This window comes from Actinoplanes teichomyceticus ATCC 31121 (genome assembly GCF_003711105.1).
In the GTDB taxonomy this organism is placed as follows: domain Bacteria; phylum Actinomycetota; class Actinomycetes; order Mycobacteriales; family Micromonosporaceae; genus Actinoplanes; species Actinoplanes teichomyceticus.
On record NZ_CP023865.1, the window covers coordinates 5,803,809 to 5,817,808 of the forward strand.

Here is a 14,000-nt window from a genome sequence, read left to right on the forward strand (position 1 = left end):
CCTCCTCATGGCGATGCGGTGGCGTACGGCGCGAGCGCCCGGGTCAGGGCCTCGGGCACGCGGGCGGGCACGGTGCGGGTGTTGGGGCCGCGCATGCACGCGATGCGCTGCCGGCCGCGGGCGACCAGCGTGTCCGAACCGGCGGGCTCCAGCCGTACGTAATCGAAGCTGAACTCGATCTGGGTCTGCGCCAGGTCGACGAGCCGCATCCGGATCGACAGCTCGTCGAACGCGGTGATCTCGGCGTAGAACTCGCAGTCGACCTTGAGGGTGAACAGCTTGAGGTCGTCGCGCAGGTCCGCGAGGATCTCCGGGGCCCGCTGCTGCAGGAACATCTCCCGGCAGCGGCCCTGCCAGCGCAGATAGTTGACGTAGTAGACGTTGCCGACGATGTTGGTTTCCTCGAAGCCGACCGTGTGCCGGTATTCGTAGAACTCGCTCATGCCGTCCTCCCGCCGGTGAGCACCGCGGCCACGACCGGGCCGGGCACGTCGCGCAGGGTGGTGACGACCGAGGCGATGCGCAGGTCACCGGAGGCCAGCACGGCCCAGCCGGCGGAACCGGCGGGCAGCGCGGTCAGCGGCGCGTGTGGTTCCAGCCCCGCCTTGTGCAGGCATTCGATCGCCGTCCACACCCGGGTGGCCGCCACGTCCAGCGGTTCGGCGAGGTCGGCGGCGAGCAGCCGGGCCAGGGCGGTGTGGGCGCCCAGCAGCCCCCGCCAGTCCGGATCGGACCGGGCGGCGACCGGTTCCAGGTCGCAGGCCAGCGGACCGTCACCGGCCACGGCGAGGGTGACCCCGGCGCCGTGCGAGGCCGAGACGGTGCGGCCGCCGTCGACCTCCGGGCGACCGTCGGGGCGGTAGCGGACCTGTGCGGGGGTGCCGAGCGCACGGGACAGGGCGGTGGCGGTGACCGCCCGGCGCTGCGCCCGGTCCCCCGTACCGCCGGGTTCGACCGCCACGGCGAGGCTCGCGCCGGTGAGCTGTTCGGCGCTGCGTTGCAGGTACGAGCCGAGCAGCGCGGGCACCCACGGGCCGGCCGCGCCGCGGTGACGTACCGCGTGCAACCGCAGCCCCTCCCAACGCTCCAGGACTCGACCGTCGAGCGCGCGCACCGTGATGTCGTAGATGTAGGTGTCGCCGTCCTGGGCGCGTTCGGTGGCGTGGAACCGCACCGGGCCGGATCCGCCCAGGCGCCCGGGCCGGAGCCGGTCGACGGCCACGGGCAGCAGCGTGGCATCCGGGACGCACACCTGGTTGCCGTGCATGAACGCGTCGCGGGCGCCGGGGTCGCCGAGCAGCAGTTCACCCGGCAGGTAGGGGCTGAACCAGCCGTCCGGGCCGGCCACGCCGACCTCGGCGGTGACCTCGCGGGCAGCGGCGCGCAGGAACCGGGTCAGCCGCTGGAACCGCCGGCCCTGGAACAGGGTGTCGCCGTACAGGTCGCGAGCCGGGTCGAGCGCGACCGGGGTGGCGTCGCCGGGGTTGGCGGGCGGCTCCTGGGCGGGTGGCTCGGCCCAGCGCAGCCGGGCGCGGAAGTGGTCGGCGGCGAACCCGGTCTCCGCGCTGCGGATGGCGACCTGGACGGTGTCGTCGCCGGTGACGGTGGCTGCGATGCGGATGGCGGTCTGGCCCTGCGGGGGTACCACGATCGGGCGCGGGAACTCGGCCTGCTCGAACGTCGGCAGCCCGGTGTGGCCGGTCAGGGCGGTGGCGACCTGCGCCATGCCCTCGAGCCCGAGCACCGCGGGGAACAGCAGGTTGCCGTCGAGCTCGTGGTCGGCGAGGTAGGGGTCGGTACCGGCGTTGAGGTCGGTCTCGCAGATCAACTCGACGTGCGGGGTGTGTGCGAGCACCCGGTCGGCGAAGCGCAGCATGGGCAGCTCGCGGCGGGCGTAGCGCAGGGTGTCCAACTCGTCGACCCGGCTGGTGACCACGACCACGCTGGGGGTGTCCGGGTCGGACAGCAGCCGTCGCAGGATGGTCACGCCCTGGTCCGGGGTGATGGCGCGGATGCCCTGGCGGGTGAGCGTCTCCACGACGGCGAGGCGTTCGCCCATGCCGACGCCGGACCACACCGACCATTCGAGGCAGACGGTACGGCAGCCCGGCAGCCGGTCCGCCAGTTCGCGGGTCAGCTGCGCGAGCCGGTGGTTGGCGGTGGCGTAGTGCGCCTCGCCGTGCAGCCCGGCGCGGCCGATGATGCTGCCGAAGGTGACCAGCAGGCGCAGCGCCGCCGGGTCGACGGCGGCCAGCACCGCACGCAGGCCGTCCTCCTTGGGGGCGAGCGTGGCTTGCAGGGTGGGCAGGTCGAGGCGGGCGAGCGCGGCGGGCTCGTTGCGGCCGGCGCCGTGCAGGATCGCGGTGACGGGTCCGAGCTCGGCCGTGACGGCGGTGACCGCGCGGGCGATCGAGGCGGTGTCGGTGACGTCGGCCTGCTGGTAGCGCACGGTCAGGCCGCGGGCGCTCATCCGGTCGAGATTCGCGGCCAGTTCGGCATCTCCGGCCGGGTCGGACCGCCCGATCAGGGCCAGCTTCGCCCCGCTGTCCGCAGCGAGCGCCAGCGCGCATTCCGCGGTGATGCCCTTGCCGCCGCCGGTGACCAGCAGCACGTCGCCGGGGCCGAGCACGGGCTGCTCCCGGCCGGCGTGCACCGGCAGGGCCCGCAGCAGCGGGGTGCGGCAGGTGCCGTCGGCGTCGTAGTGGCGTTCCCGGTAGCCGGTGGTGGCGGCCACCTCGGCGGCCACCCGCTCGGCCGCGTCCGGCAGATCCGGCAGGTTGAGTACGGTCACCGGTAGCCACGGGGCCTCCAGGCGCAGGGTCTTGGCCAGCGCGACGGCGTCCTGGCCGTCCTGGACGACGACGAACCGGCCGTCCTGCGGGCCGCGCAGCGCGGCTTGTGCGCCCAGCAGCGCGGGTTCCAGCTGGGCGCCGGTGCACCGTGGTGGCAGGCAGACCAGCACCCCGCCGGGCAGGGCGGTGCGTTCCAGCGCCGTACGCAGTGCGTCGGCGCCGTCGCCGTACATCTGCCAGCGGCCGCCGTCTCCGGCTGGCGCGGGCGCGGCCGGTGGCACGTCGACGGGGTCGGCGGCGAAGGCGCGCACCCAGGGCGCGGCGCCGTCGATCGCGGGTGCCGGGGTGGTGGCGGGTGCGGTGCGGGTCAGCTCGTCGAGGGCGTCGGCGAGTTCGCTGAGCGAGGCGGTCGCGAAGTGGGCCGGGGCCTGCGCCGGGGGCACGCCGAGCAGTTGGGACGCCTCGTTGACGATCTGGCCCACCGTGATGGAGCTCAGGTGCAGGTCGTCGAGGAGCAGGCTGGTGTCGTGCACCAGGCTGACCGGTAGTTCGGCGCGGTCGGCGGCGAGGCGGCGCAGCAGCTCGACGGTGGTCTCCCCGGTGCTTTCCGCCGGGCCGGTGGCGTCCGGCGCCGCGGGCGTGGGTGGGGGCACGGCGGGCAGGTCGATGGCGGGTGCGGCCTCGCACGGGCTGGCCAAGAACTGCGGCCGGTCGGGCAGGGGGCGGCTGAGGCGGTCGGTGAACAGCGCCGGGTAGCGGTCGGCGGCGCCGATGGCGTACGCGGCGGCGGCCACGGTGAGCAGCGAGCGCAGCGACTCGTCGTCGGTGTCCAGCGCGACGGCGGGCACCTCGGTGATGCTGTCGGCCAGCGTGGTGAGCACCCGGCCCGGACCGACTTCGACGAACAGGTCGACGTCCTTGGCGGCCAGGGTCAGCGCGGGCGCGAACAGCACCGGGTCGGTGATCTGGCGGCGCAGCAGGGCGGGCACGTCGGTGCCGGCGGTCAGCGGTTCACCGGTGACGGTGGACACGACCCGCTTGCCGAGAGGGCCGAACCGTTCGCCGGTGAGCCGGGCGGCGAACGCTCCGGCCGCGTCGGCGACCAGGGGTGAGTGGAAGGCGTGCGAGACGGCGAGTTCGCGGGCGTCGACGCCGGCGGTACGGGCGCGCTCGACGACCTGCCGTACGGCGTCCACGGCACCGGCGACGACGGTCTGCCCGGGCCCGTTGTGCCCGGCCACGACCACGCCCAGCCCGGCGGTGAGCGCGGCGGCGCGGTCGGGTCCCGCGGCGAGGCTGGCCATCGTGCCGGACGCGCTGTGCTCGGCCATCGTGCGGCCGCGTTCGCCGGCCACGCGCAGCAGCGTGGCGGTATCCATGACCCCGGCCCAGCCGAGCGCGGCGAGTTCGCCGAGGCTGTGTCCCACCGCAACGCTCGCCGCCAGCCCGAGCACGTCGAGGGCGCGCAGCCCGGCCAGCGAGCCGGTGATGATGCGCGGCTGAGCGACGGCGGTGGCGACCATGTCGCCGGTGCTCGGCAGCGCGGCGAGGGTGTAGACGTCGGCTGCCGCGGCGATCCGGCGACGCAGGGCTCCGCCGCTGGTGCCGCGCCCGGAGCCCTGGCCGGGGAAGAGCAGGCCGAGCCGGCCCGGGGTGCTGACGTGGCCGAGGAAGCAGCCGGTGCCGCTGATCCGGGTCTCCCCCGCGGCGAGCGCGTCGATGACGCGGCTGAGCCGGCGGACGGCCTCCTCCGGGGAGGAGGCGACCACGGCGGCGCGGTACGGTCGGCCGGAGAGCTGGGCGTGCAGGTTCACGGCGAGATCGGCCAGGCCCGCGTACGAGATGATCTCGGCCTGCTCGCGCAGGGCGGTCAGACGGCTGCCGAGGTTCTGCGGTGAGTCGGCCTCGACGAGCAGCAGTTCCGCGTCCTGCAGAGAGGTGGCGAGCGCGGCGGTGCGGCTGTCGAAGCGTGCCGGGGTGTGCGGGCGGGCGGCGTCGAGCACGACGTGGGTGTTGATGCCGCCGAAGCCCATCGCGGTGACCCCCGCGCGGATCGGCTGCTCGGGCGGCCAGGGTTCGGCGCTGCGCAGGGCGCGCAGCGGGGCGTTGTCGCGCTGCAGCAGCTCGTGCGGGTCGGGGCAACCCAGGGTGGGTGGCAGCACGCCGTGCCGGACGGCCATCGCGGCCTTGATCAGCCCGGCCATGCCCGCGGCGGCCTTGGTGTGCCCGATCATGGCTTTGATCGAGCCGATCGCGGCGGGCGCGGCGTGCGGGTCGGCAGCGGCGCGTTCGGCGCAGAGAGCCCCGAGTTCGGTGGCGTCACCCACGGCGGTTCCGGTGCCGTGCCCTTCGAACAGGGCGACCGTGTCGATGCCGAAGCCGGCGCGGTCGTACGCCCGGCGCAGGGCGAGCCGGTAACCGTCCGCCTCGGGCCGGGTGATGCCGCCCTTGCCGTCGGAGGAGACACCCCAGCCGGCGATGGTGGCGTACACCTCCCGGCCGGCGGCGAGGGCGTCCTCCTCGCGCATCAGCACGGCCATGCCGCAGCCCTCGCCGGGCCAGAAGCCGTTGGAGCGGCGGTCGTAGACGCGCATCTCCTCGCGGGCCAGCGCGCCGGTCTTGGCGAAGCCGATGATCTCGAACGGGTCGATGGACAGGTCCACGCCGCCGGCCACGGCCACGTCGAGTTCACCGGCGAGCAGGGACCGGCAGGCGGTGGTGACCGACAGCAGCGACGACGAGCAGGCACCGTCCACGGTGTAGCCGCCGCCGTTGAGGTCGAAGTAGTTGCAGATACGCCCGGCGATGGTGTTGGACAGCCCGCCGGCGAGGGTGTCCTCGTCGACCGGCGGGAACGGCTGCTTGTAGCGGGTTTCCAGGGCGTCGAGGAAGGCCGCGGTCCGCTCGTCGTCCCAGCCCTGCTCGCGCAGCGCGGCGGCGGTGGTGCGGCGCACGTACGGCCATCGCAGACGCAGCTGCGCGGCGCGGCTGAACTCGCCGGTGAGGGTGTTGCCGACGACCACGCCGGTGCGCTCGCGGGGCAGCCCCTCGCCGTCGGGGAAGCCGGCGTCGGTGAGCGCCCGGGCAGCCATGTCCAGGGCCAGCCAGTGGGTGAGGTCGGTGGCCCGGTAGGTGCTGCCGGCGATGCGGAAGCCGACCCGGTCGAACTCGTAGCCCTCGATCACCGCGGCGGTGCGGGCGTAGAAACGGTCGGGGGTGCCGGGGTCGGCGTCGTAGTAGTCGTCGAGCCGCATCCGTACGTCGGGCAGCCGGCGGAAGGCGCGGCGGCCGGCGAGGGCGTTCTCCCAGAGTTCACGCGGCGAGGTGGCGTCGGGGTATCGGCACGCCATGCCGACGATGGCGATCCTGCTCATGCGGGCACGTTCTCCTCGTGATGGTGGTGTCAGGACACGACGGCGAACACGTCGCGGAGCCGGGAGCGCCAGGTTTCGTAGGCGACGCCCGGGACGTCGCCGGCGGCCGGACGGGTACGGTCGCACTGCTCGGCCGCCTCCTTGGCGGTCATGGCGCAGAGGACGCCGGTGGCCAGGTCGGTGTGCGTGTTCTCCAGGCCGGCGCGGACCCGGGCGGAGGCGGCGAACGCGCTGCCCTGCGACACCGCGGCGCGATGCTCACCGGCGCGGTGCAGCAGCCGGGTCAGCTCGCCGGCGTCGGCGCCACCGGCGTAGGTGGCGGCCAGCCCGACGCCGCTGTACAGGTCGGCGCGCCGCTGCGGGGCGAAACCTTCGACGGTGGTGGCGACCCGGTCGGCGTCGGTGCCGCAGACGAACCACAGCGCCCGGCCGATGCCCTGGTCGAAGGCGTTGCCGGCGTAGGCGTTCTCGGCGTCGGGCCGCCACGGTACGACGGTGTCGCGGCGCTGACCGTGCACGTAGTCGCGGGTGCGGAAATAGGCTTGGTGGAAGCCGTAGCCGTCGAGCACCAGCCAGCGCAGCACCGGGTCGGGGGCATACAGCGCGGACCAGCGCAGCCGGGGCAGCCGGGCCATCGCCCAGCCGACGCCGACGTAGGCCATGTAGACGTGCGGGTCGCCCGGACCGGCCAGGAACCGGCGAACGTTGTCGGTGCGGCCGAACGGCAGCCCGTCGAGCACGGCGCAGGCCATGGTGGCGCCCTCGTAGGCGAAGCCGCGGAAACGGGCCGGCACGTTCTCCAGGGCGGTCACCGCGTCGGCGGGGGTGGCGGCTTCGGCGATGCGCGCGTATCCGTACAGGAACGTTTCGCCGACGGTTTCCAGAAGGTGCCGGGAAGCGTGGTCCTTCTCGTGGAATCCGCGGGTGCTCAGACGGGTCTGGGAGACGTCCGGTGTGAGGATCCGGCGGCGCAGGCGACGTAACAAGGTGGGCACGGGTCCTCCCCGGATAATCATTGACGCGCCGTGAGAATGGCGAAGTAATGCGATGGGAAAAATGCTGCCGCCGGGTGGTGGAGGCGTCTACTTCGACGGTGCGGTGGTGCCGGTTCTTCCGTCGTGCGGCATTGCCTCTTCGGATGCCGGATCGCATCGGCGGAGAAGACGGCGCCTTCACGGCTGGCCGATGCTGCTGCTATCACGCCCGCTTATCGAGAGGACGGCCCGTGACCGCGTCCGATGTGTTCGAGGATCTGGCCCGCGAGGGCGACGAGGTGGACCGGCTGGTGGCCGGTCTCGATGACGCCGGCTGGGACACGCCGACGCCGGCGCCCGGCTGGACCGTACGCCATCAGATCGCCCACCTGACCGCGGTGTTCACGATGGCCGGGCTGGCGGCCGCCGACCCGGACCGGTTCCGGGCGCTGGTCAGCCGGCTGTCCGGGGAGTTCGCGGCCGACGTGCACGCCGCGATGGCGCCGCTGCTGCAGCTGCCCCCCGCGGCCGCGCTGGAACGCTGGCGTACCGAGCGCGCCACGGCCGGCAAGGCGCTGGCCGCCGCGGCGCCCGGGGATCTGCTGCCGTGGCTGGTGCGCCCGATCCCGCCGGCGGTGCTGGCCGGTGCGGGGCTGATGGAGTTGTTCGGCCATGGCCAGGACATCGCCGACGCGCTGGGCGTCACGCCGGTGCGTACCGATCGGATGCGTCATCTGGTCGGGTTCGCCGTACGCACGTGGGATTTCGGTTACCAGGCGCGGGGTTTGCCGACGCCGGACACCGAGTTCCGGTTCGAGATCACCGCGCCGTCGGGCGAACAGGTGTGGGCATTCGGGCCACAGGATGCGGCGCAGCGGGTGAGCGGACCGGCCGTGGACTTCTGTCTGCTGGTCACGCGGCGGCGGCACCGCGACGATCTGGCAGTGACGGCCGAGGGCGCCGTGGCGCAGCACTGGCTGGACATCGCGCAGGCGTACCGGGGTCCCGCCGGTGAGGGCCGGCAGCCGGGTCAGTTCGCCGCCGTGCGGTGACGCGAAACGGCGCTTCCGGATTCCCGGAAGCGCCGTTTCGCGCGGGGGTTCAGACCCGGTCGAGGCCGGGCACGGCGGCGCGGATCCGCCGGCGCCACTGCTCGTACGCGGGCAGCGTGCCGCTCGCGGATTCGGGCACCGCGCTGGCATCGGCGAGATCCGTGGCGCCGGCGGCGGACAGCCCGGCGAGGATGTGGATCGCGGTCTCGGTGTGCTCGGGCACGAACCCGGCGTGCGTGCGGGCGCGGGCGGCGAACACCGCGCCCTGAGCGACGTCCCCGCGGTAGGACGAGGCCAGGGAGCGCAGCATGGCGTACCCGGCGCGGTCGGTGCCGCCGGCGAACGTGGCGGCCAGCCCGGCGCCGCTCCACAGATCGGCGCGGCGGGCGTGGGCGAACCCGCCGATCGTGGCGGCGAGGCCGATGGCGTCACCGCCGTGCACGAACCACAGCGCCCGCCCGACGCCCTGGTCGAAGGCGCGGGCGAAGTAGTCGCGGTCGCCGAGCCACGGGTACGGCCGCGGGCGTTCCTGCTCGGCCACCCAGCGGTCGGTACGGAAGTAGGCGCGGTCGAAGCCGTAGCCGTCCACGGCCAGCCAGCTCATCGTCGGGTAGTACGGCACACCGCTCAGATCGGGCAGCACCTTGCGCCACAGCGGACGCGGCAGGCGGGCCATGGCGAAACCGACGCCGATATAGGTCAGAAAGGTGTGCGGCCGTCCCGGACCGGCGAGCAGGTCGCGTGCCCGGTGTCCACGGCCCGCGGCCATCGCGTCGAGGATGGTGAGCGCCATGGTGGCGCCCTCGTAGGCGAAGCCGCGGTGCTCGGCGTCGACCAGGTCGAGCCGGCGCTGCAACTGCCACTGCGTGCGCGTGTCCATGCCCCATTCGAAGCCGCAGATCACCGCCTGCGGGATGGCTTCCAGCGCGCGGGTGTGCGCGGAGGCGGTGACGGAAAAACCGCGGCGGGCGAAGGTCACCTCCTCCAGCGGCGGGGCGAGCATGAGCCGGCGCACAGCGCCCAGCACGTGGGCCATGACGTCCTCCTGTCCGGGCGCCGGCCGGACCCCGGCTGCCGGGTTCATCCTCGCCGCGCCCGCGGGCGGGCCACGTCTTCGCGCGTGCGCTGCCACGGTGCGGGCTGCCGGGCGCGGCGTCACCGCATCGTCGAAGGTGTCCGGCGCTGCGGCCCGGACGCACGATGAGCGGCACACGAGACGAGGAGGTGCCGTGAACGGCGAGGAGAGTGTCCTGGAAGATCCGGCGCGCGTGCAGACCATCGAGGCGTTCGCCGACACCATCGTGCCCGGTGAGCGGCGCGGTCCGGATGATCGGGCGGTGGCGGGCGCGGCCGCGGGGCCGGGTGCGGTGGCGGCGGGGGCGCTGGAACTGCTGCGCTGGCCGGCCGGAGGTCTGTCGGACAGCCTCGACGGCCTCGCGGACATCCTGACCATGCACGCCGAGGAGTACGCCGCCCGGCGCGGTGTCGAGCTGGATCCGGCGGTGCCCGCGTTCGTGGCGCTGGGCTTCGAGGATCGTACGGCGCTGGTGCTGGAGCTGACCGCGCCGGAGCACCCGGAGAAGCAGCTGTGGGTGGGGCTGGCGTTGTTCAGCAACATGGCGTTCGACAGTGCGGCGCACCTGGCCACGGCCGACGCGTTCGCGCAGGGGCATCCGGGGTTGCGGCATCTGGGCTATACGCCGCCGGGCGCCGACGGTCTCTGGCGGTTTCCGCAATACAGCTATCGGCGTCCGTTGGCGCCGTTGCATCCCGGCACGACGAGCACGGGGAGTCCGGCATGAGCGCCGTGGAGAGCACCGACGTCCTGATCATCGGCAGTGGGTTCGGCGGGGCGATCGCCGCGTACCATCTGGCCGCCGGTGGCGCCAGGGTGGTGGTGCTGGAACGCGGGCCGTGGCTGAGCGCCGAGGAGTTCGAGCACGACTTCAAGCTCGGTTCGTCGTACACCCGGGCCTTCGATTTCGTGGTGGGCGACGGGATGAGCGTGCTGGGCGGCAACTGTGTGGGTGGCGGCAGTGTCGTCTATTTCGCCACCATGCCGCGCGCGCCGCGGTTCGTTTTCGAGCGGCACGGCAGTCTGGGGCGGCGGATGTGGCCGGCGGCGATCAGCCGGGACAGCCTGGAACCGTGGTACGACCGGGTGGTCGAGGCGTTGCCGGTGACCGGACAGAGCTGGTCGCAGGTGCCGTACGCGGGTGGCCTGTGGGCGGCGGCGTGCGCGCACGCGGGTCGTACGGCGAACCCGGTGCCCTCGGCGATCGACGTGGACAGCTGCACCAACTGCAACTGGATGATGGCCGGCTGCCGGTTCGACGCCAAGCGCTCGCTGCTGCTCAACTATCTGCCCGCGGCGCTGGCGCACGGCGCGCAGATCCGGCCCCTGCATGAGGTGCAGCGGCTGTCGCGTACCGGCGACGGCGGCTACCGGGTGCACTACCGGATCGTCGACGACGAGGACTACCGGATCCTGCATGACGCGGGCACGATCGACGCGAAGATCGTCGTGGTGGCCGCGGGCGCCGGTGCCACCCCGGCGATCCTGCAGCGCTCGGAGGCGGAACTCGGGGCGATGCCGCACGCGGTGGGGCGGTACTTCTCGGGCAACGGCGAGCGGCTCAACACCGCCGTGTTCGACGAGGAGCGGGTCCGCGAGGTGCTGGGGCTCGACCGCGGTGACGGGGTGGCGTACGAGGCGTACCAGATCGGCCGGGGCCCGACGGTGGCGAACTGGGACCGGCTCGACGCCTCGCTGCCGGAATTCGAGCGGTTCTCCCTGGAGCAGCTGTACTTCCCGCCCGGCCTGGGCACCATCCTGGCGCAGACGCCCGGCGCGACGCAGCCCCGCTGGTTCGGCACGCGCAAGAAGGACATGCTGCGTGACTGGCGCTCCTGGCTGACCATTTTCACCATGTCGGAGGACGACAACGAGGGGGTGTTCGGCCCGCCGCCGGAGACCGGCAACGCGCGCCGGTTCTCGCAGCAGATGCTGGGCCACGGCCCGCTGCGCTACCGGCCGAGCGTCAACACGCAGCGCGGCTGGGACCTGTCGGACCGGGAGGTGAAGGACATCCTGGAGCGCGACGGGCTGGCCCGGGTGGAGCCGTGGACCAACGATCTGATCGGGGCGTACACGGTGCATCCGCTGGCCTCCTGCCGCATCGGTGACGACCCGCGCACCTCGGCATTGGACGGCAACCACGAGCTGCGCGACCATCCCGGCATCTTCGTCACCGACGGCTCGGCGGTGCCGGGGGCGCTGACGGTGAACCCGGCGCTGACCATCGCCGCGCTGGCGGAGCGGGCCATGCCGGCCATCGTGCGGGCGGCGCGGCAGCGGGGCGTACCGGTCAGCTACGGCGCTCCGGCGCCGGACGGCTCGACGGCGGGCCGGCGCGCGGTCCTGCGGCTGCGATGACCCGGATGCTCGGAGCCGAGCGGCTGCTGGCCCGGCTGACCCGGGGCGTGTCACAGCAGCAGGTGCGCTATGTGGCGGCCGTCCCGGCGGCGGCCGCCACGCCCCGGGTGCGTGCGGTGTACGCACAGGTCGAGCGGGATTTCGGGATGCTCGCGCCGCCGGTGAGCCTGCACGCGCCGAGCCCGGATGTGCTTGCCGCGGCCTGGGTGCTGTTGCGGGAGACCCTGCTGGCCGGCGACCGGTCGGCGCGGGCCGGCAAGGAGGCGGTGGCGGCGTCGGTGTCGGCGATGAACGCGTGCCCGTACTGCGTGCAGGTGCATACCGCCACGCTGACCGGGCTGCGGCGCCACCCGGTCGAGGGGCGGCCGGCGGACCTCTCGCGGACCGCGGTCGCGGTGACGTTCCACTACCTCAACCGTATGGTCAACATCTTTCTCGGTGATCCGCCGCTGTCCGCCGTGCCGGCGGGTGTCCGCCCGGCGGCGGCCCGGGGCGCCGAGCGGTTGCTGGGACACCTCGGCGCGCGCAGTCACACGCCGGGCGCCTCGCTGGATCTGCTGGGCGTCGCGGAACCACCCGCGGATCTGGCCTGGGCCGGTACGGGCGTCGTCGCGGACGCCCTGGCACGCGCCTGTGCGGCCGTCGAGGCGCGGGCCCGGGAGGCCGTGCCCGCGCCGGTTGCCGAGCTGGTGACCGCGCGGCTGGTGGACTGGACCGGCGCACCGGCCGGGATCGACGCGCGCCGCACGTGCGCGGCCGCCGCCGAGCAGCTGCCGGCGTCCTGCCGCGCGAGCGGACGACTGTTGCTGCTGACCGCGTTCGCGTCGTATCAGGTGACGGCGGCCGACATCGCCGCGTTCCGCCGGGAGCGGGACGGCGATGCGGCGCTGATCGAGGCGACGGCGTGGGCGGCGCTGGCCGCCGCACGCCGCTGGGGCAGGCTGCTCACCGCCGCGCGGTGAGGCTGCGCTCCTCGGTCCGGGGCTGCGCGGCCGGCATCCGCCAGGCGTGGCGCAGCACCCGGGCCACCACGCTCGGGCGCCACAGTGCGCGGGGCGGGTCGACCAGCCCGGTGACGTGCATGAACGCGCGCGTCACCGCGGGGTCGCGGGACATCGCGTACTGCACGCGCCGCTGGTAGGCGTTGAACAGCCGCACCCGCGCCGGGCGGGGGCCCGGCACCCCGGCGAAGTCGAGGTCGCCGCGGGTGGAGATGATCCACGGCGCGGCCATCGCGCGGGCCATGTCGCGCAGCAGCCGCCGGGGATGCACGGCGGCGTGGCGGCGCAGGTGGCAGCGCAGCACGTCGGCCTGGCGGGCGGCGACCGTCATGCCTTGGCCGTACACCGGGTTGAAGCTGGCGAAGGCGTCGCCGAGCACCACCAGTCCGGCGGGGAAGCGGTCGAGGCGTTCATAGTGGCGCCACACGCTGGCCGGGAAGGTGAACGAGGCGGCGTCGCCGATCGGTTCCGCGTCGCTGATCGCGTCGTGGATGTCGGCGACCGGCAGGGTGCGCGCGAAGTCGAGGAACGCGTCCGGGTCGGTGGGCGGGCGGTCGCCGAGGATGCCGGTGAGCGAGAGCCGGCAGTCGCCGGTGGCGGCCTGGCCGAAGAACGCGCCGCGCGGGTGTGCCGGGGAGGCGACCGGGTTGATCGCCTCGGGGCCGCCGAACGTGCCGGGCCGGCGCCGGAACGTACGGGTGGTGTAGGCCAGCCCGATCGGCATCCGTTCCTCGGCCGGTCGCGGGTAGCCGAGTTCGCCGAGCCACACCGGCAGCCGGGAGCCGCGCCCGGTGGCGTCGACGACGAGGTCCGCGTCGAGGTGGTAGGCCCGGTCGTCGCTCACCGAGCGCAGCCTCACCCCGGTGATCCGCTCGCGGCCGGCGTCGGCGGTCAGGGCGAGCAGTTCGGTCTCCTCGCGGACCTGTACCCCGGGCAGTGCGGCGACGCGGGAGCGCAGGTGGTTCTCCAGCACCGGCCGCGAACCGGCGATCGACAGCAGCCCGGTTTCCGCCCGGCTGATCGGGCGGCCGTCGAAGTACCAGCGCATCAGCCCGAAGTCCCGGATGGACAGGCCCGGCAGCTCGCGTGCCTCGTCGAGCAGCCCGGGAAACAGCTCGGCGAGCAGCCGATAGCCGCCGGCGTGCAGCCCGTGCGCGTGCACGGCGTGGGGTGCGCCACGGCGCGGGGCGGTGACGCCGAGCACCCGGTCCCGGTCGATCATCACCACCTCGTCGTAGGACTCGGTGAGTACCCGGGCGGCGAGGGTGCCGGCGATGCTGGCGCCGAGCACGACCGCCCGGTGCCCCGCGTGCGGTGGTGCGGCGCTGCCGGTTGCCGCTTGTCTGGTCATGGTCGCAGCCCCTTTCTCGG

Annotated in this window: 9 protein-coding genes; 4 read left to right on the forward strand and 5 right to left on the reverse strand. The window is 74.1% G+C overall.

Annotation, left to right across the window (positions count from 1 at the left end; all coding sequences use genetic code 11):
* Positions 1-5 precede the first annotated feature (5 nt).
* From ACTEI_RS25425 to ACTEI_RS25435, 3 genes are read right to left on the reverse strand one after another with little or no spacing between them, the layout of a single operon-like run.
* Positions 6-443 (reverse strand): acyl-CoA thioesterase, encoded by a 438-nt coding sequence (locus ACTEI_RS25425; RefSeq protein WP_122979964.1) that lies wholly within the window; start codon positions 441-443, stop codon positions 6-8.
* Positions 440-6,166 (reverse strand): type I polyketide synthase, encoded by a 5,727-nt coding sequence (locus ACTEI_RS25430; RefSeq protein ID WP_122979965.1) that lies wholly within the window; start codon positions 6,164-6,166, stop codon positions 440-442. The genes ACTEI_RS25425 and ACTEI_RS25430 overlap by 4 nt, the downstream gene beginning before the upstream one ends.
* Positions 6,167-6,195: 29 nt before the next feature.
* Positions 6,196-7,182: a DUF1702 family protein gene (locus ACTEI_RS25435; protein ID WP_122979966.1), complete on the reverse strand. Its 987-nt coding sequence runs from the start codon at positions 7,180-7,182 to the stop codon at positions 6,196-6,198.
* Between the two features lie 209 nt (positions 7,183-7,391).
* Between ACTEI_RS25435 and ACTEI_RS25440 the strand changes: the two genes are divergently transcribed.
* Positions 7,392-8,192 (forward strand): TIGR03084 family metal-binding protein, encoded by an 801-nt coding sequence (locus tag ACTEI_RS25440; RefSeq protein ID WP_122979967.1) that lies wholly within the window; start codon positions 7,392-7,394, stop codon positions 8,190-8,192.
* 49 nt (positions 8,193-8,241) lie between these two features.
* Here ACTEI_RS25440 and ACTEI_RS25445 read toward each other — a convergent pair whose 3' ends face one another.
* Positions 8,242-9,228 carry a DUF1702 family protein gene (locus tag ACTEI_RS25445; protein ID WP_122979968.1) on the reverse strand — a complete coding sequence of 329 codons (987 nt, stop codon included), beginning with the start codon at positions 9,226-9,228 and terminating at the stop codon, positions 8,242-8,244.
* A 193-nt stretch (positions 9,229-9,421) separates the two neighbouring features.
* On the opposite strand from ACTEI_RS25445, the gene ACTEI_RS25450 reads away from it, so the two are divergent.
* Genes ACTEI_RS25450 through ACTEI_RS25460 form a run of 3 tightly spaced genes read left to right on the forward strand, consistent with a single transcriptional unit; the run spans position 9,422 to position 12,590 of the window.
* Positions 9,422-9,994: a DUF5987 family protein gene (locus tag ACTEI_RS25450; RefSeq protein WP_239082674.1), complete on the forward strand. Its 573-nt coding sequence runs from the start codon at positions 9,422-9,424 to the stop codon at positions 9,992-9,994.
* Positions 9,991-11,628 carry an FAD-dependent oxidoreductase gene (locus tag ACTEI_RS25455; protein ID WP_122979969.1) on the forward strand — a complete coding sequence of 546 codons (1,638 nt, stop codon included), beginning with the start codon at positions 9,991-9,993 and terminating at the stop codon, positions 11,626-11,628. The genes ACTEI_RS25450 and ACTEI_RS25455 overlap by 4 nt, the downstream gene beginning before the upstream one ends.
* A 5-nt stretch (positions 11,629-11,633) precedes the next feature.
* On the forward strand, positions 11,634-12,590 hold the full coding sequence (locus ACTEI_RS25460) for a carboxymuconolactone decarboxylase family protein (protein ID WP_122982407.1): 957 nt from the start codon (positions 11,634-11,636) through the stop codon (positions 12,588-12,590).
* Here ACTEI_RS25460 and ACTEI_RS25465 read toward each other — a convergent pair.
* Positions 12,574-13,980, reverse strand: a complete 1,407-nt coding sequence (locus ACTEI_RS25465; RefSeq protein WP_122979970.1) for an FAD-dependent oxidoreductase — start codon at positions 13,978-13,980, stop codon at positions 12,574-12,576. The genes ACTEI_RS25460 and ACTEI_RS25465 overlap by 17 nt on opposite strands.
* Positions 13,981-14,000: the final 20 nt, after the last annotated feature.

Bases quoted from the DNA above. Each gene is read 5' to 3' on its own strand.
- ACTEI_RS25425 (WP_122979964.1), bottom strand. From the start codon at position 443: ATGAGCGAGTTCTACGAATACCGGCACACGGTCGGCTTCGAGGAAACC.
- ACTEI_RS25430 (WP_122979965.1), bottom strand. From the start codon at position 6,166: ATGAGCAGGATCGCCATCGTCGGCATGGCGTGCCGATACCCCGACGCC.
- ACTEI_RS25435 (WP_122979966.1), bottom strand. From the start codon at position 7,182: ATGATTATCCGGGGAGGACCCGTGCCCACCTTGTTACGTCGCCTGCGC.
- ACTEI_RS25445 (WP_122979968.1), bottom strand. From the start codon at position 9,228: ATGGCCCACGTGCTGGGCGCTGTGCGCCGGCTCATGCTCGCCCCGCCG.
- ACTEI_RS25455 (WP_122979969.1), top strand. From the start codon at position 9,991: ATGAGCGCCGTGGAGAGCACCGACGTCCTGATCATCGGCAGTGGGTTC.
- ACTEI_RS25460 (WP_122982407.1), top strand. From the start codon at position 11,634: ATGCTCGGAGCCGAGCGGCTGCTGGCCCGGCTGACCCGGGGCGTGTCA.
- ACTEI_RS25465 (WP_122979970.1), bottom strand. From the start codon at position 13,980: ATGACCAGACAAGCGGCAACCGGCAGCGCCGCACCACCGCACGCGGGG.